This is a genomic window from Escherichia coli DSM 30083 = JCM 1649 = ATCC 11775 (assembly GCF_003697165.2).
Classification (GTDB): Bacteria; Pseudomonadota; Gammaproteobacteria; order Enterobacterales; family Enterobacteriaceae; genus Escherichia; species Escherichia coli.
In genome coordinates, this window is the sequence record NZ_CP033092.2 from 1,268,451 (window position 1) to 1,289,980 (window position 21,530).

At 50.4% G+C, this 21,530-nt stretch carries 18 protein-coding genes, 1 tRNA gene, 2 rRNA genes and 1 other annotated feature; of the genes, 13 read left to right on the forward strand and 8 right to left on the reverse strand.

Features of this window, described 5'->3' with window-relative positions:
- Positions 1 to 148 precede the first annotated feature (148 nt).
- The 5 genes from ffh to rplS all read left to right on the forward strand — a co-directional run bounded on the left by ffh (position 149) and on the right by rplS (position 3,649).
- Complete coding sequence (gene ffh, locus EAS44_RS07120) at positions 149 to 1,510, forward strand: signal recognition particle protein (protein ID WP_000460035.1); 1,362 nt, start codon at positions 149 to 151, stop codon at positions 1,508 to 1,510.
- Between the two features lie 136 nt (positions 1,511 to 1,646).
- Entirely contained in the window at positions 1,647 to 1,895 is a 249-nt protein-coding gene (rpsP, locus tag EAS44_RS07125) for a 30S ribosomal protein S16 (RefSeq protein WP_000256450.1), read from the forward strand.
- A gap of 18 nt (positions 1,896 to 1,913) precedes the next feature.
- The gene (gene rimM / locus EAS44_RS07130) at positions 1,914 to 2,462 is read left to right on the forward strand and encodes a ribosome maturation factor RimM (protein WP_000043335.1); all 549 of its coding nucleotides are present in this window, start codon (positions 1,914 to 1,916) and stop codon (positions 2,460 to 2,462) included.
- A gap of 30 nt (positions 2,463 to 2,492) precedes the next feature.
- Complete coding sequence (gene trmD, locus EAS44_RS07135; RefSeq protein ID WP_000264777.1) at positions 2,493 to 3,260, forward strand: tRNA (guanosine(37)-N1)-methyltransferase TrmD; 768 nt, start codon at positions 2,493 to 2,495, stop codon at positions 3,258 to 3,260.
- Between the two features lie 41 nt (positions 3,261 to 3,301).
- Positions 3,302 to 3,649 carry a 50S ribosomal protein L19 gene (gene rplS, locus EAS44_RS07140; RefSeq protein ID WP_000065253.1) on the forward strand — a complete coding sequence of 116 codons (348 nt, stop codon included), beginning with the start codon at positions 3,302 to 3,304 and terminating at the stop codon, positions 3,647 to 3,649.
- Positions 3,650 to 3,725: 76 nt separating this feature from the next.
- Here the strand turns inward: rplS and yfiB are convergent, their stop codons facing one another.
- The 4 genes from yfiB to yfiL form a co-directional block, all read right to left on the reverse strand.
- Positions 3,726 to 4,208 carry an OmpA family protein gene (gene yfiB, locus EAS44_RS07145; protein ID WP_000589793.1) on the reverse strand — a complete coding sequence of 161 codons (483 nt, stop codon included), beginning with the start codon at positions 4,206 to 4,208 and terminating at the stop codon, positions 3,726 to 3,728.
- Positions 4,209 to 4,223: 15 nt separating this feature from the next.
- The gene (dgcN, locus tag EAS44_RS07150) at positions 4,224 to 5,450 is read right to left on the reverse strand and encodes a diguanylate cyclase DgcN (RefSeq protein WP_000969016.1); all 1,227 of its coding nucleotides are present in this window, start codon (positions 5,448 to 5,450) and stop codon (positions 4,224 to 4,226) included.
- Positions 5,440 to 5,958 carry a YfiR family protein gene (yfiR, locus tag EAS44_RS07155; RefSeq protein WP_001212400.1) on the reverse strand — a complete coding sequence of 173 codons (519 nt, stop codon included), beginning with the start codon at positions 5,956 to 5,958 and terminating at the stop codon, positions 5,440 to 5,442. The genes dgcN and yfiR overlap by 11 nt, the downstream gene beginning before the upstream one ends.
- A 148-nt stretch (positions 5,959 to 6,106) precedes the next feature.
- A complete protein-coding gene (gene yfiL, locus EAS44_RS07160; protein WP_001296308.1) occupies positions 6,107 to 6,472 on the reverse strand; it encodes a DUF2799 domain-containing protein in 366 nt (121 codons plus the stop codon).
- Between the two features lie 209 nt (positions 6,473 to 6,681).
- On the opposite strand from yfiL, the gene aroF reads away from it, so the two are divergent.
- Together aroF and tyrA are read left to right on the forward strand one after the other, a co-directional pair.
- Complete coding sequence (gene aroF / locus EAS44_RS07165) at positions 6,682 to 7,752, forward strand: 3-deoxy-7-phosphoheptulonate synthase AroF (protein WP_001168025.1); 1,071 nt, start codon at positions 6,682 to 6,684, stop codon at positions 7,750 to 7,752.
- 10 nt (positions 7,753 to 7,762) lie between these two features.
- A complete protein-coding gene (tyrA, locus tag EAS44_RS07170) occupies positions 7,763 to 8,884 on the forward strand; it encodes a bifunctional chorismate mutase/prephenate dehydrogenase (protein ID WP_000225230.1) in 1,122 nt (373 codons plus the stop codon).
- A gap of 42 nt (positions 8,885 to 8,926) precedes the next feature.
- Here the strand turns inward: tyrA and pheA are convergent, their stop codons facing one another.
- The 4 genes from pheA to bamD form a co-directional block, all read right to left on the reverse strand.
- Positions 8,927 to 10,087 carry a bifunctional chorismate mutase/prephenate dehydratase gene (pheA, locus tag EAS44_RS07175; protein WP_000200106.1) on the reverse strand — a complete coding sequence of 387 codons (1,161 nt, stop codon included), beginning with the start codon at positions 10,085 to 10,087 and terminating at the stop codon, positions 8,927 to 8,929.
- A 21-nt stretch (positions 10,088 to 10,108) separates the two neighbouring features.
- Positions 10,109 to 10,234: a sequence feature (Phe leader region), on the reverse strand.
- Positions 10,186 to 10,233 (reverse strand): pheA operon leader peptide PheL, encoded by a 48-nt coding sequence (gene pheL / locus EAS44_RS07180; protein ID WP_001386991.1) that lies wholly within the window; start codon positions 10,231 to 10,233, stop codon positions 10,186 to 10,188. Its footprint overlaps the feature before it by 48 nt.
- A 102-nt stretch (positions 10,235 to 10,336) precedes the next feature.
- Positions 10,337 to 10,678 (reverse strand): ribosome-associated translation inhibitor RaiA, encoded by a 342-nt coding sequence (gene raiA, locus EAS44_RS07185; protein ID WP_000178456.1) that lies wholly within the window; start codon positions 10,676 to 10,678, stop codon positions 10,337 to 10,339.
- A 269-nt stretch (positions 10,679 to 10,947) separates the two neighbouring features.
- Complete coding sequence (gene bamD, locus EAS44_RS07190) at positions 10,948 to 11,685, reverse strand: outer membrane protein assembly factor BamD (RefSeq protein ID WP_000197686.1); 738 nt, start codon at positions 11,683 to 11,685, stop codon at positions 10,948 to 10,950.
- A 134-nt stretch (positions 11,686 to 11,819) separates the two neighbouring features.
- Between bamD and rluD the strand changes: the two genes are divergently transcribed.
- From rluD to EAS44_RS07220, 6 genes are all read left to right on the forward strand, one after another.
- Positions 11,820 to 12,800 (forward strand): 23S rRNA pseudouridine(1911/1915/1917) synthase RluD, encoded by a 981-nt coding sequence (rluD, locus tag EAS44_RS07195; RefSeq protein WP_000079096.1) that lies wholly within the window; start codon positions 11,820 to 11,822, stop codon positions 12,798 to 12,800.
- Complete coding sequence (gene yfiH / locus EAS44_RS07200; protein ID WP_000040118.1) at positions 12,797 to 13,528, forward strand: purine nucleoside phosphorylase YfiH; 732 nt, start codon at positions 12,797 to 12,799, stop codon at positions 13,526 to 13,528. Before rluD ends, yfiH begins: the two co-directional genes overlap by 4 nt.
- 129 nt (positions 13,529 to 13,657) lie before the next feature.
- Positions 13,658 to 16,231, forward strand: a complete 2,574-nt coding sequence (gene clpB, locus EAS44_RS07205) for an ATP-dependent chaperone ClpB (RefSeq protein WP_001350770.1) — start codon at positions 13,658 to 13,660, stop codon at positions 16,229 to 16,231.
- Positions 16,232 to 16,672: 441 nt separating this feature from the next.
- Positions 16,673 to 18,214 (forward strand): 16S ribosomal RNA (locus tag EAS44_RS07210).
- Positions 18,215 to 18,299: 85 nt separating this feature from the next.
- A tRNA-Glu gene (locus EAS44_RS07215) sits at positions 18,300 to 18,375 on the forward strand.
- Between the two features lie 193 nt (positions 18,376 to 18,568).
- Positions 18,569 to 21,472, forward strand: a 23S ribosomal RNA gene (locus tag EAS44_RS07220).
- The 16S and 23S rRNA genes sit together here with 1 tRNA gene alongside, the layout of an rRNA operon.
- Positions 21,473 to 21,530 lie beyond the last annotated feature (58 nt).

Consider the following 21,530-nt stretch of genomic DNA (forward strand, 5'->3'; position numbering starts at 1 on the left):
AGCAATAAGAAAGAGAAGCAGTATAGCGTCAGGTGAACGCTGCTCCAACCGTTGCATAACAACAAAGACGCCTTCATGTTATACTGCGGCAAAATACTGATGATGTGTCGCGATTGCGGCCAACCGTTTCCACCCCAGGCGAGAGACAATGTTTGATAATTTAACCGATCGTTTGTCGCGCACGCTGCGCAATATCAGTGGCCGTGGACGCCTCACTGAAGACAACGTAAAAGATACGCTGCGCGAAGTGCGCATGGCGCTGCTGGAGGCGGACGTCGCTCTGCCGGTAGTGCGTGAGTTTATCAATCGCGTAAAAGAGAAAGCGGTTGGTCATGAAGTTAATAAGAGCCTGACGCCGGGGCAGGAGTTCGTCAAAATTGTCCGTAACGAACTGGTTGCGGCGATGGGCGAAGAGAACCAGACCCTGAACCTGGCTGCGCAACCGCCTGCGGTCGTGCTGATGGCGGGCCTGCAAGGTGCCGGTAAAACAACCAGCGTTGGTAAACTCGGTAAGTTCCTGCGCGAGAAGCACAAGAAGAAAGTGCTGGTGGTTTCTGCCGACGTCTATCGCCCGGCGGCAATCAAACAGCTTGAGACGCTGGCAGAGCAGGTGGGCGTTGATTTCTTCCCTTCTGATGTTGGTCAGAAGCCGGTAGATATCGTTAACGCGGCGCTGAAAGAAGCCAAACTGAAATTCTACGACGTGCTGCTGGTGGATACTGCCGGTCGTCTGCACGTTGACGAAGCGATGATGGACGAGATCAAACAAGTCCATGCGTCGATTAATCCGGTTGAAACCCTGTTTGTGGTCGATGCCATGACCGGTCAGGATGCGGCCAATACGGCAAAAGCATTCAATGAAGCGTTACCGCTTACCGGTGTAGTGTTGACCAAAGTGGACGGCGATGCCCGCGGCGGTGCGGCGCTCTCTATTCGTCACATCACTGGCAAACCGATCAAGTTCCTCGGTGTTGGCGAGAAAACCGAGGCGCTGGAGCCATTCCATCCGGACCGTATTGCCTCCCGTATTCTCGGCATGGGCGACGTACTGTCACTGATCGAAGATATCGAAAGCAAGGTTGACCGCGCGCAGGCAGAGAAATTAGCCAGCAAGCTGAAAAAAGGCGACGGCTTCGATCTCAACGACTTTCTTGAGCAGCTGCGCCAGATGAAAAATATGGGCGGCATGGCTAGCCTGATGGGCAAGCTGCCGGGCATGGGGCAGATCCCGGATAACGTCAAGTCACAGATGGACGATAAAGTGCTGGTGCGTATGGAAGCCATCATCAACTCGATGACGATGAAAGAGCGCGCTAAGCCAGAAATCATCAAAGGTTCGCGTAAGCGTCGTATCGCTGCCGGTTGCGGTATGCAGGTGCAGGACGTTAACCGTCTTCTGAAACAGTTCGACGACATGCAGCGCATGATGAAGAAAATGAAAAAGGGCGGGATGGCGAAGATGATGAGAAGCATGAAAGGGATGATGCCGCCGGGATTTCCTGGTCGCTAAATGACCTTATGCGATAGAGTTATTAACTGCTGATTGCATTTTCTCCAGAAATCAGTAAAATTTTCGGGCTTTTAATATGACACCGGACTCCGTTCCTCGATGGGGTCCGGTTGTTTTATTCACACAAGAGGATGTTATGGTAACTATTCGTTTAGCACGTCACGGCGCTAAAAAGCGTCCGTTCTACCAGGTTGTTGTCGCTGACAGCCGTAATGCACGCAACGGTCGCTTCATCGAGCGCGTTGGTTTCTTCAACCCAATCGCTAGCGAAAAAGAAGAAGGCACTCGCCTGGATCTGGATCGCATCGCTCACTGGGTTGGCCAGGGCGCAACTATTTCTGATCGCGTTGCTGCGCTGATCAAAGAAGTAAACAAAGCAGCTTAATCTGTCACGGTGGTCATGATGAGCAAACAACTCACCGCGCAAGCACCTGTTGATCCCATCGTTTTGGGAAAAATGGGGTCGTCTTACGGTATTCGTGGGTGGCTCAGAGTGTTTTCTTCCACCGAAGACGCCGAAAGCATTTTTGACTATCAGCCCTGGTTTATCCAGAAGGCGGGTCAGTGGCAGCAAGTCCAGCTGGAAAGCTGGAAGCACCACAATCAGGACATGATCATCAAGCTGAAAGGCGTTGACGATCGTGATGCGGCGAACCTGCTGACGAATTGTGAAATTGTCGTGGATTCATCGCAGTTGCCTCAGCTTGAAGAGGGGGACTACTACTGGAAAGACCTGATGGGCTGCCAGGTAGTAACCACTGAAGGCTACGATCTCGGTAAAGTCGTAGATATGATGGAAACCGGATCTAATGACGTTCTCGTCATTAAGGCAAACCTGAAAGATGCGTTTGGTATCAAGGAACGTCTCGTACCGTTCCTCGATGGGCAGGTTATCAAGAAAGTCGATCTCACTACACGTTCAATCGAAGTAGATTGGGATCCTGGTTTTTAAACCACCGGATAAACGGTAAAAGACGGCGCTATGTGGATTGGCATAATTAGCCTGTTTCCTGAAATGTTCCGCGCAATTACCGATTACGGGGTAACTGGCCGGGCAGTTAAAAATGGCCTGCTGAGCATCCAGAGCTGGAGTCCTCGCGACTTCACGCATGACCGGCACCGTACCGTGGACGATCGTCCTTACGGCGGCGGACCGGGGATGTTAATGATGGTGCAACCCTTGCGGGACGCCATTCATGCAGCAAAAGCCGCGGCGGGTGAAGGCGCAAAGGTGATTTATCTGTCACCACAGGGACGCAAGCTTGATCAAGCGGGCGTCAGCGAACTGGCAACGAATCAAAAATTGATTCTGGTGTGTGGTCGCTACGAAGGTATAGATGAGCGCGTGATCCAAACCGAAATTGACGAAGAATGGTCAATCGGCGATTACGTTCTCAGTGGTGGTGAGTTACCAGCAATGACGCTGATTGACTCCGTTTCCCGGTTTATTCCGGGAGTACTGGGACATGAAGCCTCGGCAACGGAAGATTCCTTTGCTGAAGGATTGCTGGATTGCCCGCACTATACGCGGCCTGAGGTGTTAGAAGGGATGGAAGTTCCGCCAGTGTTACTGTCGGGTAACCATGCCGAGATACGTCGCTGGCGTTTGAAACAGTCGCTGGGCCGTACCTGGCTTAGAAGACCTGAACTTCTGGAAAACCTGGCTCTGACTGAAGAGCAAGCAAGGTTGCTGGCGGAGTTCAAAACGGAACACGCACAACAGCAACATAAACATGATGGGATGGCGTAAGCCCCCGAGATATCAGTTTACCCAGGATAAGAGATTAAATTATGAGCAACATTATTAAGCAACTTGAACAAGAGCAGATGAAGCAGGACGTACCTTCCTTCCGTCCGGGTGATACCGTGGAAGTGAAAGTATGGGTTGTTGAAGGTTCCAAAAAACGTCTGCAGGCATTCGAGGGCGTGGTTATCGCTATTCGTAACCGCGGTCTGCACTCTGCATTCACTGTTCGTAAAATTTCCAACGGCGAAGGCGTTGAGCGTGTCTTCCAGACTCACTCTCCGGTAGTTGACAGCATTTCTGTCAAACGTCGTGGTGCTGTTCGTAAAGCTAAACTGTACTACCTGCGTGAGCGTACTGGTAAGGCTGCTCGTATCAAAGAGCGTCTTAACTAAGATTTCGCTTAAGCGACATCCTGTTAAGAAGGGCTGGCCAATTGGCTGGCCCTTTTTTTGTCTGTTTGCTCGTGTTTTAAGGGGTTGTAATCACCACTGCGACGCGGCGGTTCTCGGCGCGGCCCTGGGCGGTCTTGTTACTGGCTATGGGATATTTTTTTCCTAAACCCTGTGTGGTGAGATTGCTGCGCGGAATTTGTCCACCCATAGCCCATGCATCGGCCACGACATTCGCCCGTTTCAATGATAAGACTTCGTTGTAACTGTCTTCACCATAGTTGTCGGTGTGTCCATCCATACGGGCATGTGTTAGCCCTGTCGAGGCCAATTTGGCTGCCATGGTTTGGATCTGTTGCTGGCTTTCCGGGAGCAATTTGTAGTCATTTTTTGCAAACAGAATGGCATCTGATAAGCCCAGCGACCAGTCGCCGGCGGATTCAGTAAATCCATAAGATTGCATAGCGGCGACTTGCTCAGGAGTAAACTTTCCCTGAGGGGACTGGCAGCCAGTAAGTATTAGCGAGGTGAAAATCAGGGGTGCTAGCAGGTGCTTTATCATATCGATATATCCTTGTTATCTCACCAGCTTTTCGGCACGCTGGTGTTTGGCCTGATACATATTGTGATCGGCAAGCTCTTGTAAATTTTCCGCAGAGGCGTGCTCAATAGTCATCGCGTAACCAATGCTTAATGTCATGGTAGTTTGATGGCCATTATGAAGATCAAACGGGAGATTAAAAATTTGTGTCAGTGCTGAGCATATCTGCTGCACTTCAGATTCCGACTGTACATCATAGAGCACCATAGCGAATTCATCGCCGCCCAGGCGGTATGCTTTATGTCGCAGCCCGCCAAATTCAGCTAACCGTTTTGCTATTTCAATCAAGACTCTATCGCCCGTCGCATGACCCCAGGTATCATTGATATATTTGAAATTATCGCCATCAAGAAATAGTAACGCCGACGTTTTTCGGGCATCGGAATTGTTCATCAACGTGTTGATGCCGCTACGAAACGCTGCGCGGTTAGCCAGCCCGGTTAATGGGTCATGTAGCGCGGTACGTAGAAGCTGCGCATTTTTGGCCTGTAAACGAAGCTGCCACTCTTCCATTTCATCCAGCAGACTGTTGAAGTCGAGAGCGAAGCGGTGAAACTCAGCGATACGTTCTTCCGAAACTCGTCGGGAAAAATTGCGGTTAGAACGCACATCATGTACGACATCGGTGATATTTTTCAGCGCTTCCACCAGGCCATTGTGCAAATGGCGGGTGAGGGTAATTGCGATGCCTGATGCCAGCAGAATACAACCGGTCAGGACAGCGAGCGAAAACCAGATAAAATGGCTGATTGAACTGTCGCGAGCAGTTAAGCGTACTTCGCCAATAGTTTCACCATTGTGGCGAATCGGCTGAATGATGGGGGCAGGGAAGAGCCAGTGGCTTATGAAATTGCTGAAAGTATCGCCTGGTTCCTTATGGGTGTAATGCCAGGATGCCAGAATATTTTGCTGCTTATCACGCACTTCTGCAGTTGAAAATTGGCCTTGCTGGCCCAGCGCTGCCAGTGTTTCAGTTGCTGCAGGGCCATCGGCAAAAACGACAGCTGCTTCCAGACTGTAAGTCATTGTTGCTGCTGTCAGTGCCAGGTTTTTTTGCGCGTACTGTTTCAGGGTCAGCACTGACGTCACGGAAAGCAGCAGCCAGATCAGCATCATAGTGATAAATATGCTGGTCATACTGATGTTGCGTAATGCTCTTTTAAACGTGGGGCGCTTATTAAGAGAATTATCGTTATCCATCATTTTTCTTCCGTGCGAGCATTAAGACATCCGGGTTGACTTTTACACCGCTACGAGATAAAGCATCCAGGTTTACGGCAAATCTGACGTCATTATTGTGGATGATCAGACAAAAGGCGCTACCAATAATGCACTCGGTATTTTGTTCGGCAATTAATAATAACGCCTTTGACGGATATTGTTCGGTTAATTCCATCTGGAATGTCGGTGACTCGTTGCCAAAATAAAAACCATTGCAGCCTGAAATTATCGCCTCTTGTTGAGTATGAATGATGACAGGCAGATAAGGCAAAGATGTAGCAGCATTTTCTTGTAAGGCGGTACTAAAACGTGAAGATGAAAAGATACATAACTTTGGTGGCCCTGATAGCCCAGGCCAGCGGGTGTAACTGACAATACCGGAAACCATCATACGCACGTTTTTCGCAACGTCAGAAGGTTCCTGAGCGAGTATTGGTGCTCCCGTCAGCAGGAGAATCAGCAGTAAGAACAGTCGGTGAGAAAAACGCATTCAGGGATCCTCACCATCTTCGCTCGAAATGCATCGATATTTTTTCAGAATGCTCATTAAAATATCATCCTTTCATGCGGTCGTCATCAATGTGAAAAATAAAACATAATGAGTAAAATCTCATGCTTAATTGATTTTGGGGGGGTAATTAATTTAATCGTATTGTGCTGGCATTTTCATCAGCCCCTTTTCGCCATACTTCATGCAGTTGGCTGGCATTTTCAACATTATTGCAGCTGGCAGGAAAGCTTTTACCAGAAAGTCCCCGGGCATAAGTAAAATCGGTCTGGCAAGTTTTCTTTTGCCCTTCGGCATATCCTTTAAGGTATAGACCGCGATCCGCCTGTGAATCGCTAAATGCATCGTCATCTTTAATGGCGCTGCCCGATATCGCATCTTCCATACCAACATCATACCAGTCGGTGCTGGTCAAGGTTGGCGCGTGAGTATAAGGATCAATCTGACATCCGCTAACCAGTAAAGCCAACAAGGGGGCGATAAATTTTTTCATCATTTCTTTCTCCTTTTTCAAAGCATAGCGGATTGTTTTTAAAGCTGGTGTAAATTTATTTATACAGAAATAAGGGGAAAAAGCGCGAATAAATTGCTTATGTAAAGAAATGTGTACGAAATATGGATTGAAAACTTTACTTTATGTGTTATCGTTACGTCATCCTCGCTGAGGATCAACTATCGCAAACGAGCATAAACAGGATCGCCATCATGCAGAAAGACGCGCTGAATAACGTACATATTACCGCCGAACAGGTTTTAATGACTCCGGAACAACTGAAGGCCGCTTTTCCATTAAGCCTGCAACAAGAAGCCCAGATTGCTGACTCGCGTAAAACCATTTCAGATATTATCGCCGGGCGCGATCCTCGTCTGCTGGTAGTATGTGGTCCTTGTTCCATTCATGATCCGGAAACTGCTCTGGAATATGCTCGTCGATTTAAAGCCCTTGCCGCAGAGGTCAGCGATAGCCTCTATCTGGTAATGCGCGTCTATTTTGAAAAACCCCGTACCACTGTCGGCTGGAAAGGGTTAATTAACGATCCCCATATGGATGGCTCTTTTGATGTAGAAGCCGGGCTGCAGATCGCGCGTAAATTGCTGCTTGAGCTGGTGAATATGGGACTGCCACTGGCGACGGAAGCGTTAGATCCGAATAGCCCGCAATACCTGGGCGATCTGTTTAGCTGGTCAGCAATTGGTGCTCGTACAACGGAATCGCAAACTCACCGTGAAATGGCCTCCGGGCTTTCCATGCCGGTTGGTTTTAAAAACGGCACCGATGGCAGTCTGGCAACGGCAATTAACGCTATGCGTGCCGCCGCCCAGCCGCACCGTTTTGTTGGCATTAACCAGGCAGGGCAGGTTGCGTTGCTACAAACTCAGGGGAATCCGGACGGGCATGTGATCCTGCGCGGTGGTAAAGCGCCAAACTATAGCCCTGCGGATGTTGCGCAATGTGAAAAAGAGATGGAACAGGCGGGACTGCGCCCGTCTCTGATGGTAGATTGCAGCCACGGTAATTCCAATAAAGATTATCGCCGTCAGCCTGCGGTGGCAGAATCCGTGGTTGCTCAAATCAAAGATGGCAATCGCTCAATTATTGGTCTGATGATCGAAAGTAATATCCACGAGGGCAATCAGTCTTCCGAGCAACCGCGCAGTGAAATGAAATACGGTGTATCCGTAACCGATGCCTGCATTAGCTGGGAAATGACCGATGCCTTGCTGCGTGAAATTCATCAGGATCTGAACGGGCAGCTGACGGCTCGCGTGGCTTAAGAGGTTTATTATGGTTGCTGAATTGACCGCATTACGCGATCAAATTGATGAAGTCGATAAAGCGCTGCTGAATTTATTAGCGAAGCGTCTGGAACTGGTTGCTGAAGTGGGCGAGGTGAAAAGCCGCTTTGGACTGCCTATTTATGTTCCGGAGCGCGAGGCATCTATGTTGGCCTCGCGTCGTGCAGAGGCGGAAGCTCTGGGTGTACCGCCAGATCTGATTGAGGATGTTTTGCGTCGGGTGATGCGTGAATCTTACTCCAGTGAAAACGACAAAGGATTTAAAACGCTTTGTCCGTCACTGCGCCCGGTGGTTATCGTCGGTGGTGGCGGTCAGATGGGACGTCTGTTCGAGAAGATGCTGACACTCTCGGGTTATCAGGTGCGGATTCTGGAGCAACATGACTGGGATCGAGCGGCTGATATTGTTTCCGATGCCGGAATGGTGATTGTTAGTGTGCCCATCCACGTTACTGAGCAAGTTATCGGCAAATTACCGCCTTTACCGAAAGATTGTATTCTGGTTGATCTGGCATCGGTGAAAAATGGACCATTACAGGCCATGCTGGCGGCGCACGATGGCCCGGTGCTGGGGTTACACCCGATGTTCGGCCCGGACAGCGGTAGCCTGGCAAAGCAAGTTGTGGTCTGGTGTGATGGACGTAAGCCGGAAGCATACCAATGGTTTCTGGAGCAAATTCAGGTCTGGGGCGCTCGGTTGCATCGTATTAGCGCTGTCGAGCACGATCAGAATATGGCGTTTATTCAGGCTCTGCGCCACTTTGCTACTTTTGCTTATGGGCTGCACCTGGCAGAAGAAAATGTTCAGCTTGAGCAACTACTGGCGCTCTCTTCGCCGATTTACCGCCTTGAGCTGGCGATGGTCGGGCGACTGTTTGCTCAGGATCCGCAGCTTTATGCCGACATTATTATGTCGTCAGAGCGTAATCTGGCGTTAATCAAACGTTACTATAAGCGTTTCGGCGAGGCGATTGAGCTGCTGGAGCAGGGCGATAAGCAGGCGTTTATTGACAGTTTCCGCAAGGTGGAGCACTGGTTCGGCGATTACGCACAGCGTTTTCAGAGTGAAAGCCGCGTGTTATTGCGTCAGGCGAATGACAATCGCCAGTAATAATCCAGTGCCGGATGATTCACATCATCCGGCACTTTTTCATCAGGTTGGATCAACAGGCACTACGTTCTCACTTGGGTAACAGCCCAATACCTTCATCGAACGGGTGATTTCCCCTAACTCTTTCAATGCTTTTTGCATTTCCGCTGATTCAAGATTGGCCTGAATATCCAGATAAAACATCTCTTCCCACGGATTACCGTGAATCGGACGTGATTCCAGACGGGTCATAATCAGACTGTGATTGCGCAGTACCAGCAACGCTTCAACCAGTGCACCAGCTTGTTGTCCGGTCGCCATTAACAACGTCGTTTTCGCCGGAACCTGGTCAGAAACGTTAATGGCTTTACGTGCCAACACCACAAATCGGGTGAAGTTTTGTCGCTGATTCGCTTCAATACGCTCCAGTACCTGCAAACCGTACAAAGTGCCGCCAGCTTCGCTTCCCAACGCAGCAACATGCGGTGATTTTGCCTGTGCAACCTTTTCCATTGCCGCAGACGTACTTTCGGTATATTCAATCTTCCAGTGCGGATAACGATTAAGGAATTTGCTGCATTGCTGGAATGGCTGCGGATGGCTGTAGACCGTATTGATGGCGGATAAATCAGTAGTGCCGGAGACCAACAAACAATGATCGATAGTTAACGTCATCTCGCCAACAATCGACAAACTGGTATGTTGCAGCAGATCGTAAACGTCGTTTATGGCACCGGAGCTGGTATTTTCAATCGGTACGACGGCATAGTCGGCCTGGCCGGTTTCCACCTGATTAAAAATATCGGCAAATTTGGCGCAGCCACTTTCAATGAATTGCTCAAAGTGACGGGCAGCATACTGGCGCGCCGCAAGATGGGAATAAGAACCTTTGGGGCCGAGAAAAGCGATGCGTGCTGAGTGCGGATTAATTTTATTGAGATGTTGCTGGAGCAAAGCCTGCTGAGTTAATACGGAATCTTCAATGATGAGCTGGAACAGGCGAGTAATGTAATGGGCGTCCAGATGGTGCGCTTTACCGAGCGTAATTAATCTTTCCAGCAAATCGCGTTCACGATCAATATCACGTACCGGGCGATGCGAGAGCAGTTTGGCTTTTCCCACCTCGACGGCCAGTTCGCGTCGCTCTGCCAGTAATGCTAATAATTTTTCATCCAGCGCGCTGATTTTCTCTCGCAGCGCCAGTAACGGGTTTTCCGATGTCATAGTGTTGCCTTTTTGTTATCAATAAAAAAGGCCCCCCGATTTGGGAGGCCTTATTGTTCGTCTTCGCATTCTGTTTCACACGACGAAACGCCTCCCATTCAGGGGAAGGTAAAAAAGAATGCGAAGAAAAACGGTGTGTGTTTCATGTTTGTTTCCTTAAGTGACTTTAGTACAGTACCCGTACTGTTTTCACGCTGTCAACAAAAAACGCGCCCGAAGGCGCGTTGGCGATACACTCAATATAAAGGACTACTCTTCTTCAACTTCTTCGACGAAGTTGGCGTCTTTCACCGATGTTGCGGCACGACGTGCTTCGCCTTTGTGCTGCAGTTTATTGAGCTGCCGTTCCAGCTTGTTGATCAATTCGTTAATTGCGGTGTACATATCTTCATGTTTACCACTGGCAACCAGAACGCCGTTAGGTGTATTGATTGTGGCGTCAGCAACAAACCCTTGTGGCTCTTTGGACAGAATGATATGTGGATTAATCAGATGTGTTTGCCATTTTTCCAGTTTGGCGAGACGGTCTGCGACATGTTGGCGGATGGCCGGAGTAATTTCCATTTGTTTGCTGGTAATGTTCATTGTCATAAATTTTACCTCTTGTCTTCCCGTCTTGGTGAATTCAGCATAACGTTCCTGATGTCAAAATGTGTGATGGAAATCTCATAATTTTGTCACTTTTTGTCAACGAATCTTTTTTGTGAGAAATCGCAGGAAGAGGTGTTTTTTTACTTGAGGAATATCTCAAAGCGAGCCATATTTGATGAGATCGATAGTGACTAAATCGCTTCAGTTTCACAACTAACAGAATAAAAAAACGGCAGCTCAAGGCTGCCGTTTTGTGTTTCAGGTTTCTGTTATGTATTGCTGCTGTTTGCGGCGATGATTTTCGCTACTTTTTCAGCTTGCGCATTCATCTGCATCTGACGGTATGCATTTTCCATCAGCGGCAGCGCATCACGCGTAGCCTGGGTATCCGGATAGTCGCGCAACATGCCTTCTACGCGGTTAACGACAGCAACCCATGCACCACGTTCTGTATAATACTCGGCAACGGAGTATTCATATTTCGCCAGACGATCTTTCAGGAATACCAGACGTTTGGTGGCATCGGTGGTGTACTGACTGTTCGGATAGCCGCGCACCAGTTTGGAAAAGTCACTAAACGCAGCTCGTGCATGTTGAGGATCGCGATCGCTACGGTCAACGCCAAAGAACCCTTGCAGCGCACTGTCATCCAGCGCCATATTGGTCAGGCCACGCATGTACATGACATAATCGATATTCGGATGGGTCGGGTTAAGGCGAATAAAACGATCGATGGCAGCCTGTGCTAACGGCAAATCGGCGTTTTTATAGTAGGCGTAGATGAGATCCAGCTGCACCTGCTGCGAATACGGACCAAACGGATAGCGATTATCTAACGCTTCCAGTTGCGTTATTGCCTGTCTCCAGTTACCGTCCTGCAGCTTTTGTTGTGCAGTCGCGTAAATTTCATTTGGCGGATTATCAGGTACTTCTTCCTTTGACCCCGAGCAACCCGCCAAAAACAGGCTTAGTGTGGCGGCTGCCACCAGATATTTCATGCGCGTCATGACGTTTTGACTTTCCTCAAAATGTAATACGGGAGATTCTCTGTTCCTGCTCCCGGTTAAGACCAGCTACAATAGCACACTATATTAAACGGCAAAGCCGTAAAACCCCAACGATAAACGAAGAAGCAGTATATATGGCACAACGAGTACAGCTCACTGCAACGGTGTCCGAAAACCAACTCGGTCAACGCTTAGATCAGGCTTTGGCCGAAATGTTCCCGGATTATTCACGTTCGCGAATAAAAGAATGGATCCTCGACCAGCGCGTGCTGGTTAACGGCAAAGTTTGTGATAAGCCGAAAGAAAAAGTATTGGGTGGCGAGCAGATGGCCATCAACGCTGAGATTGAAGAAGAAGCGCGTTTTGAACCGCAGGATATCCCGCTGGATATCGTCTATGAAGATGAAGATATCATCGTCATTAATAAACCACGCGACCTGGTGGTACATCCTGGCGCGGGTAACCCGGATGGTACGGTACTGAATGCGTTGCTTCATTACTATCCGCCCATTGCCGATGTACCGCGTGCGGGCATCGTCCATCGTCTGGATAAAGACACCACCGGCCTGATGGTTGTGGCAAAAACCGTTCCGGCTCAGACGCGTTTAGTCGAATCTTTGCAACGGCGTGAAATTACTCGTGAGTATGAAGCGGTGGCAATTGGTCATATGACCGCTGGCGGTACAGTAGATGAACCAATCAGCCGCCACCCGACCAAACGTACTCACATGGCGGTGCATCCGATGGGTAAACCGGCGGTCACTCACTATCGCATCATGGAACACTTCCGTGTGCACACGCGTCTGCGGTTGCGTCTGGAAACTGGACGTACGCACCAGATCCGCGTGCATATGGCCCATATCACTCATCCGCTGGTGGGCGATCCGGTTTATGGTGGCCGTCCGCGTCCGCCAAAAGGTGCTTCGGAAGCGTTTATCTCCACGCTGCGTAAGTTTGACCGCCAGTCGCTTCATGCAACCATGCTGCGTCTTTATCACCCGATCTCCGGTATCGAAATGGAATGGCATGCGCCTATTCCACAAGATATGGTGGAGCTGATTGAGGTGATGCGCGCCGATTTCGAAGAGCATAAGGATGAAGTGGACTGGTTATGAGTAAGCTGATTGTCCCGCAGTGGCCGCTGCCAAAAGGTGTTGCGGCCTGTAGCTCTACCCGTATCGGCGGCGTGAGCTTACCCCCGTATGACTCGCTCAACCTCGGTGCCCATTGTGGCGATAACCCGGATCACGTTGAGGAGAATCGCAAGCGACTTTTTGCTGCGGGCAATTTGCCTTCTAAACCGGTCTGGCTTGAGCAGGTACACGGCAAAGACGTGCTTAAGCTTATTGGCGAACCTTATGCCTCAAAACGAGCAGATGCCTCTTATAGCAATACGCCTGGCACGGTTTGCGCTGTGATGACTGCCGACTGCCTGCCCGTGCTGTTTTGCAATCGTGCGGGAACGGAAGTCGCCGCCGCTCATGCTGGCTGGCGTGGACTGTGCGCAGGCGTGCTGGAAGAGACAGTTTCCTGTTTTGCTGATAATCCAGAAAATATTCTCGCCTGGTTAGGGCCGGCAATTGGTCCACGCGCGTTTGAAGTGGGGGCGGAGGTTCGCGAGGCGTTTATGGCAGTAGACGCCGAAGCGAGTACAGCTTTCATTCAGCATGGTGATAAGTATCTGGCGGATATTTATCAGCTTGCCCGGCAGCGTCTGGCGAGCGTTGGTGTTGAACAAATTTTCGGCGGCGACCGTTGTACATATACGGAAAATGAGACTTTCTTCTCTTATCGTCGCGACAAGACCACCGGTCGTATGGCAAGTTTCATTTGGCTGATATAACCTAAAGAATCAAGACGATCCGGTACGCGTGATTTTCTTTTCACATTAATCTGGTCAATAACCTTGAATAATTGAGGGATGACCTCATTTAATCTCCAGTAGCAACTTTGATCCGTTATGGGAGGAGTTATGCGTCTGGATCGTCTTACTAATAAATTCCAGCTTGCTCTTGCCGATGCCCAATCACTTGCACTCGGGCACGACAACCAATTCATCGAACCACTTCATTTAATGAGCGCCCTGCTGAATCAGGAAGGGGGTTCGGTTAGTCCTTTATTAACATCCGCTGGCATAAATGCTGGCCAGTTGCGCACAGATATCAATCAGGCATTAAATCGTTTACCGCAGGTTGAAGGTACTGGTGGTGATGTCCAGCCATCACAGGATCTGGTGCGCGTTCTTAATCTTTGCGACAAGCTGGCGCAAAAACGTGGTGATAACTTTATCTCGTCAGAACTGTTCGTTCTGGCGGCACTTGAGTCTCGCGGCACGCTGGCCGACATCCTGAAAGCAGCAGGGGCGACCACCGCCAACATTACTCAAGCGATTGAACAAATGCGTGGAGGTGAAAGCGTGAACGATCAAGGTGCTGAAGACCAACGTCAGGCTTTGAAAAAATATACCATCGACCTTACCGAACGAGCCGAACAGGGTAAACTCGATCCGGTGATTGGTCGTGATGAAGAAATTCGCCGTACCATTCAGGTGCTGCAACGTCGTACTAAAAATAACCCGGTACTGATTGGTGAACCAGGCGTCGGTAAGACTGCCATCGTTGAAGGTCTGGCGCAGCGTATTATCAACGGCGAAGTGCCCGAAGGGTTGAAAGGCCGCCGCGTACTGGCGCTGGATATGGGCGCGCTGGTGGCTGGGGCGAAATATCGCGGTGAGTTTGAAGAACGTTTAAAAGGCGTACTTAACGATCTTGCCAAACAGGAAGGCAACGTCATCCTGTTTATCGACGAATTACATACCATGGTCGGCGCGGGTAAAGCCGATGGCGCAATGGACGCCGGAAACATGCTGAAACCGGCGCTGGCGCGTGGTGAATTGCACTGCGTAGGTGCCACGACGCTTGACGAATATCGCCAGTACATCGAAAAAGATGCTGCGCTGGAACGTCGTTTCCAGAAAGTGTTTGTTGCCGAGCCTTCTGTTGAAGATACCATTGCGATTCTGCGTGGCCTGAAAGAACGTTACGAGCTGCACCACCATGTGCAAATTACTGACCCGGCAATTGTTGCAGCGGCGACGTTGTCTCATCGCTACATTGCTGACCGTCAGCTGCCGGATAAAGCCATCGACCTGATCGATGAAGCAGCATCCAGCATTCGTATGCAGATTGACTCAAAACCAGAAGAACTCGACCGACTCGATCGTCGTATCATCCAGCTCAAACTGGAACAACAGGCGTTAATGAAAGAGTCTGATGAAGCCAGTAAAAAACGCCTGGATATGCTCAACGAAGAACTGAGCGACAAAGAACGTCAGTACTCCGAGTTAGAAGAAGAGTGGAAAGCAGAGAAAGCCTCGCTTTCTGGTACGCAGACCATTAAAGCGGAACTGGAACAGGCGAAAATCGCTATTGAACAGGCTCGCCGTGTGGGTGACCTGGCGCGGATGTCTGAACTGCAATACGGCAAAATCCCGGAACTGGAAAAGCAACTGGAAGCCGCAACGCAGCTCGAAGGCAAAACTATGCGTCTGTTGCGTAATAAAGTGACCGATGCCGAAATTGCTGAAGTGCTGGCGCGTTGGACGGGAATTCCGGTTTCTCGCATGATGGAAAGCGAGCGCGAAAAACTGCTGCGTATGGAGCAAGAACTGCATCATCGCGTTATTGGTCAGAACGAAGCGGTTGATGCGGTATCTAACGCTATTCGTCGTAGCCGTGCGGGGCTGGCGGATCCAAATCGCCCGATTGGTTCATTCCTGTTCCTCGGCCCAACGGGTGTGGGGAAAACAGAGCTTTGTAAGGCGCTGGCGAACTTTATGTTTGATAGCGACGAGGCGATGGTCCGTATTGATATGTCCGAGTTTATGGAGAAACACTCGGTGTCTCGTCTGGTTGGTGCGCCTCCGGGATATGTTGGTTATGAAGAAGGTGGCTATCTGACCGAAGCGGTGCGTCGTCGTCCGTATTCCGTCATCCTGCTGGATGAAGTGGAAAAAGCGCATCCGGATGTCTTCAACATTCTGTTGCAGGTACTGGATGATGGGCGTCTGACTGACGGGCAGGGGAGAACGGTCGACTTCCGTAATACGGTCGTCATTATGACCTCTAACCTCGGTTCTGATCTGATTCAGGAACGTTTTGGTGAACTGGATTATGCGCACATGAAAGAGCTGGTGCTCGGTGTGGTAAGCCATAACTTCCGTCCGGAATTCATTAACCGTATCGATGAAGTCGTCGTCTTCCATCCGCTGGGTGAACAACACATTGCGTCGATTGCGCAGATTCAGTTGAAACGTCTGTACAAACGTCTGGAAGAACGTGGTTATGAAATCCACATTTCTGACGAGGTGCTGAAACTGCTGAGCGAGAACGGTTACGATCCGGTCTATGGTGCACGTCCTCTGAAGCGTGCTATCCAGCAGCAGATCGAAAACCCGCTGGCACAGCAAATACTGTCTGGTGAATTGGTTCCGGGTAAAGTTATTCGCCTGGAAGTTAATGAAGACCGGATCGTCGCCGTCCAGTAATGATAAAACGAGCCTTCGGGGCTCGTTTTTGTCTATAAGTTAGACGGAAAAGACTATATTAAAGATGTTTTGCCTGAAAAATGAGCGAACAATAAAGTTTTTATATTTTTTGCTTGTCAGGCCGGAATAACTCCCTATAATGCGCCACCACTGACACGGAACAACGGCAAACACGCCGCCGGGTCAGCGGGGTTCTCCTGAGAACTTCGGCAGAGAAAGCAAAAATAAATGCTTGACTCTGTAGCGGGAAAGCGTATCATGCACACCCCGCGCCGCTGAGAAAAAGCGAAGCGGCACTGCTCTTTAACAATTTATCAGACAATCTGTGTGGGCACTCGAAGATACGGATTCTTAACGTCGCAAGACGAAAAATGAATACCAAGTCTCAGGAGTGAACACGTAATTCATTACGAAGTTTAATTCTTTGAGCATCAAACTTTTAAATTGAAGAGTTTGATCATGGCTCAGATTGAACGCTGGCGGCAGGCCTAACACATGCAAGTCGAACGGTAACAGGAAGCAGCTTGCTGCTTTGCTGACGAGTGGCGGACGGGTGAGTAATGTCTGGGAAACTGCCTGATGGAGGGGGATAACTACTGGAAACGGTAGCTAATACCGCATAACGTCGCAAGACCAAAGAGGGGGACCTTAGGGCCTCTTGCCATCGGATGTGCCCAGATGGGATTAGCTAGTAGGTGGGGTAACGGCTCACCTAGGCGACGATCCCTAGCTGGTCTGAGAGGATGACCAGCCACACTGGAACTGAGACACGGTCCAGACTCCTACGGGAGGCAGCAGTGGGGAATATTGCACAATGGGCGCAAGCCTGATGCAGCCATGCCGCGTGTATGAAGAAGGCCTTCGGGTTGTAAAGTACTTTCAGCGGGGAGGAAGGGAGTAAAGTTAATACCTTTGCTCATTGACGTTACCCGCAGAAGAAGCACCGGCTAACTCCGTGCCAGCAGCCGCGGTAATACGGAGGGTGCAAGCGTTAATCGGAATTACTGGGCGTAAAGCGCACGCAGGCGGTTTGTTAAGTCAGATGTGAAATCCCCGGGCTCAACCTGGGAACTGCATCTGATACTGGCAAGCTTGAGTCTCGTAGAGGGGGGTAGAATTCCAGGTGTAGCGGTGAAATGCGTAGAGATCTGGAGGAATACCGGTGGCGAAGGCGGCCCCCTGGACGAAGACTGACGCTCAGGTGCGAAAGCGTGGGGAGCAAACAGGATTAGATACCCTGGTAGTCCACGCCGTAAACGATGTCGACTTGGAGGTTGTGCCCTTGAGGCGTGGCTTCCGGAGCTAACGCGTTAAGTCGACCGCCTGGGGAGTACGGCCGCAAGGTTAAAACTCAAATGAATTGACGGGGGCCCGCACAAGCGGTGGAGCATGTGGTTTAATTCGATGCAACGCGAAGAACCTTACCTGGTCTTGACATCCACGGAAGTTTTCAGAGATGAGAATGTGCCTTCGGGAACCGTGAGACAGGTGCTGCATGGCTGTCGTCAGCTCGTGTTGTGAAATGTTGGGTTAAGTCCCGCAACGAGCGCAACCCTTATCCTTTGTTGCCAGCGGTCCGGCCGGGAACTCAAAGGAGACTGCCAGTGATAAACTGGAGGAAGGTGGGGATGACGTCAAGTCATCATGGCCCTTACGACCAGGGCTACACACGTGCTACAATGGCGCATACAAAGAGAAGCGACCTCGCGAGAGCAAGCGGACCTCATAAAGTGCGTCGTAGTCCGGATTGGAGTCTGCAACTCGACTCCATGAAGTCGGAATCGCTAGTAATCGTGGATCAGAATGCCACGGTGAATACGTTCCCGGGCCTTGTACACACCGCCCGTCACACCATGGGAGTGGGTTGCAAAAGAAGTAGGTAGCTTAACCTTCGGGAGGGCGCTTACCACTTTGTGATTCATGACTGGGGTGAAGTCGTAACAAGGTAACCGTAGGGGAACCTGCGGTTGGATCACCTCCTTACCTTAAAGAAGCGTACTTTGCAGTGCTCACACAGATTGTCTGATAGAAAGTGAAAAGCAAGGCGTCTTGCGAAGCAGACTGATACGTCCCCTTCGTCTAGAGGCCCAGGACACCGCCCTTTCACGGCGGTAACAGGGGTTCGAATCCCCTAGGGGACGCCACTTGCTGGTTTGTGAGTGAAAGTCACCTGCCTTAATATCTCAAAACTCATCTTCGGGTGATGTTTGAGATATTTGCTCTTTAAAAATCTGGATCAAGCTGAAAATTGAAACACTGAACAACGAAAGTTGTTCGTGAGTCTCTCAAATTTTCGCAACACGATGATGGATCGCAAGAAACATCTTCGGGTTGTGAGGTTAAGCGACTAAGCGTACACGGTGGATGCCCTGGCAGTCAGAGGCGATGAAGGACGTGCTAATCTGCGATAAGCGTCGGTGAGGTGATATGAACCGTTATAACCGGCGATTTCCGAATGGGGAAACCCAGTGTGTTTCGACACACTATCATTAACTGAATCCATAGGTTAATGAGGCGAACCGGGGGAACTGAAACATCTAAGTACCCCGAGGAAAAGAAATCAACCGAGATTCCCCCAGTAGCGGCGAGCGAACGGGGAGGAGCCCAGAGCCTGAATCAGTGTGTGTGTTAGTGGAAGCGTCTGGAAAGGCGCGCGATACAGGGTGACAGCCCCGTACACAAAAATGCACATATTGTGAGCTCGATGAGTAGGGCGGGACACGTGGTATCCTGTCTGAATATGGGGGGACCATCCTCCAAGGCTAAATACTCCTGACTGACCGATAGTGAACCAGTACCGTGAGGGAAAGGCGAAAAGAACCCCGGCGAGGGGAGTGAAAAAGAACCTGAAACCGTGTACGTACAAGCAGTGGGAGCCTCTTTATGGGGTGACTGCGTACCTTTTGTATAATGGGTCAGCGACTTATATTCTGTAGCAAGGTTAACCGAATAGGGGAGCCGAAGGGAAACCGAGTCTTAACTGGGCGTTAAGTTGCAGGGTATAGACCCGAAACCCGGTGATCTAGCCATGGGCAGGTTGAAGGTTGGGTAACACTAACTGGAGGACCGAACCGACTAATGTTGAAAAATTAGCGGATGACTTGTGGCTGGGGGTGAAAGGCCAATCAAACCGGGAGATAGCTGGTTCTCCCCGAAAGCTATTTAGGTAGCGCCTCGTGAATTCATCTCCGGGGGTAGAGCACTGTTTCGGCAAGGGGGTCATCCCGACTTACCAACCCGATGCAAACTGCGAATACCGGAGAATGTTATCACGGGAGACACACGGCGGGTGCTAACGTCCGTCGTGAAGAGGGAAACAACCCAGACCGCCAGCTAAGGTCCCAAAGTCATGGTTAAGTGGGAAACGATGTGGGAAGGCCCAGACAGCCAGGATGTTGGCTTAGAAGCAGCCATCATTTAAAGAAAGCGTAATAGCTCACTGGTCGAGTCGGCCTGCGCGGAAGATGTAACGGGGCTAAACCATGCACCGAAGCTGCGGCAGCGACACTATGTGTTGTTGGGTAGGGGAGCGTTCTGTAAGCCTGTGAAGGTGGCCTGTGAGGGTTGCTGGAGGTATCAGAAGTGCGAATGCTGACATAAGTAACGATAAAGCGGGTGAAAAGCCCGCTCGCCGGAAGACCAAGGGTTCCTGTCCAACGTTAATCGGGGCAGGGTGAGTCGACCCCTAAGGCGAGGCCGAAAGGCGTAGTCGATGGGAAACAGGTTAATATTCCTGTACTTGGTGTTACTGCGAAGGGGGGACGGAGAAGGCTATGTTGGCCGGGCGACGGTTGTCCCGGTTTAAGCGTGTAGGCTGGTTTTCCAGGCAAATCCGGAAAACCAAGGCTGAGGCGTGATGACGAGGCACTACGGTGCTGAAGCGACAAATGCCCTGCTTCCAGGAAAAGCCTCTAAGCATCAGGTAACATCAAATCGTACCCCAAACCGACACAGGTGGTCAGGTAGAGAATACCAAGGCGCTTGAGAGAACTCGGGTGAAGGAACTAGGCAAAATGGTGCCGTAACTTCGGGAGAAGGCACGCTGATATGTAGGTGAAGCGACTTGCTCGTGGAGCTGAAATCAGTCGAAGATACCAGCTGGCTGCAACTGTTTATTAAAAACACAGCACTGTGCAAACACGAAAGTGGACGTATACGGTGTGACGCCTGCCCGGTGCCGGAAGGTTAATTGATGGGGTTAGCGGTAACGCGAAGCTCTTGATCGAAGCCCCGGTAAACGGCGGCCGTAACTATAACGGTCCTAAGGTAGCGAAATTCCTTGTCGGGTAAGTTCCGACCTGCACGAATGGCGTAATGATGGCCAGGCTGTCTCCACCCGAGACTCAGTGAAATTGAACTCGCTGTGAAGATGCAGTGTACCCGCGGCAAGACGGAAAGACCCCGTGAACCTTTACTATAGCTTGACACTGAACATTGAGCCTTGATGTGTAGGATAGGTGGGAGGCTTTGAAGTGTGGACGCCAGTCTGCATGGAGCCGACCTTGAAATACCACCCTTTAATGTTTGATGTTCTAACGTTGGCCCGTAATCCGGGTTGCGGACAGTGTCTGGTGGGTAGTTTGACTGGGGCGGTCTCCTCCTAAAGAGTAACGGAGGAGCACGAAGGTTGGCTAATCCTGGTCGGACATCAGGAGGTTAGTGCAATGGCATAAGCCAGCTTGACTGCGAGCGTGACGGCGCGAGCAGGTGCGAAAGCAGGTCATAGTGATCCGGTGGTTCTGAATGGAAGGGCCATCGCTCAACGGATAAAAGGTACTCCGGGGATAACAGGCTGATACCGCCCAAGAGTTCATATCGACGGCGGTGTTTGGCACCTCGATGTCGGCTCATCACATCCTGGGGCTGAAGTAGGTCCCAAGGGTATGGCTGTTCGCCATTTAAAGTGGTACGCGAGCTGGGTTTAGAACGTCGTGAGACAGTTCGGTCCCTATCTGCCGTGGGCGCTGGAGAACTGAGGGGGGCTGCTCCTAGTACGAGAGGACCGGAGTGGACGCATCACTGGTGTTCGGGTTGTCATGCCAATGGCACTGCCCGGTAGCTAAATGCGGAAGAGATAAGTGCTGAAAGCATCTAAGCACGAAACTTGCCCCGAGATGAGTTCTCCCTGAGACTTAGAGTCTCCTGAAGGAACGTTGAAGACGACGACGTTGATAGGCCGGGTGTGTAAGCGCAGCGATGCGTTGAGCTAACCGGTACTAATGAACCGTGAGGCTTAACCTTACAACGCCGAAGATGTTTTGGCGGATGAGAGAAAGATTTTCAGCCTGATACAGATTAG

Bases quoted from the DNA above. Each gene is read 5' to 3' on its own strand.
- yfiH (WP_000040118.1), top strand. From the start codon at position 12,797: ATGAGTAAGCTGATTGTCCCGCAGTGGCCGCTGCCAAAAGGTGTTGCG.
- rimM (WP_000043335.1), top strand. From the start codon at position 1,914: ATGAGCAAACAACTCACCGCGCAAGCACCTGTTGATCCCATCGTTTTG.
- aroF (WP_001168025.1), top strand. From the start codon at position 6,682: ATGCAGAAAGACGCGCTGAATAACGTACATATTACCGCCGAACAGGTT.
- yfiB (WP_000589793.1), bottom strand. From the start codon at position 4,208: ATGATAAAGCACCTGCTAGCACCCCTGATTTTCACCTCGCTAATACTT.
- yfiR (WP_001212400.1), bottom strand. From the start codon at position 5,958: ATGCGTTTTTCTCACCGACTGTTCTTACTGCTGATTCTCCTGCTGACG.
- pheA (WP_000200106.1), bottom strand. From the start codon at position 10,087: ATGACATCGGAAAACCCGTTACTGGCGCTGCGAGAGAAAATCAGCGCG.
- ffh (WP_000460035.1), top strand. From the start codon at position 149: ATGTTTGATAATTTAACCGATCGTTTGTCGCGCACGCTGCGCAATATC.
- trmD (WP_000264777.1), top strand. From the start codon at position 2,493: ATGTGGATTGGCATAATTAGCCTGTTTCCTGAAATGTTCCGCGCAATT.
- rpsP (WP_000256450.1), top strand. From the start codon at position 1,647: ATGGTAACTATTCGTTTAGCACGTCACGGCGCTAAAAAGCGTCCGTTC.
- rluD (WP_000079096.1), top strand. From the start codon at position 11,820: ATGGCACAACGAGTACAGCTCACTGCAACGGTGTCCGAAAACCAACTC.
- tyrA (WP_000225230.1), top strand. From the start codon at position 7,763: ATGGTTGCTGAATTGACCGCATTACGCGATCAAATTGATGAAGTCGAT.
- raiA (WP_000178456.1), bottom strand. From the start codon at position 10,678: ATGACAATGAACATTACCAGCAAACAAATGGAAATTACTCCGGCCATC.
- dgcN (WP_000969016.1), bottom strand. From the start codon at position 5,450: ATGATGGATAACGATAATTCTCTTAATAAGCGCCCCACGTTTAAAAGA.
- clpB (WP_001350770.1), top strand. From the start codon at position 13,658: ATGCGTCTGGATCGTCTTACTAATAAATTCCAGCTTGCTCTTGCCGAT.
- yfiL (WP_001296308.1), bottom strand. From the start codon at position 6,472: ATGATGAAAAAATTTATCGCCCCCTTGTTGGCTTTACTGGTTAGCGGA.
- rplS (WP_000065253.1), top strand. From the start codon at position 3,302: ATGAGCAACATTATTAAGCAACTTGAACAAGAGCAGATGAAGCAGGAC.
- bamD (WP_000197686.1), bottom strand. From the start codon at position 11,685: ATGACGCGCATGAAATATCTGGTGGCAGCCGCCACACTAAGCCTGTTT.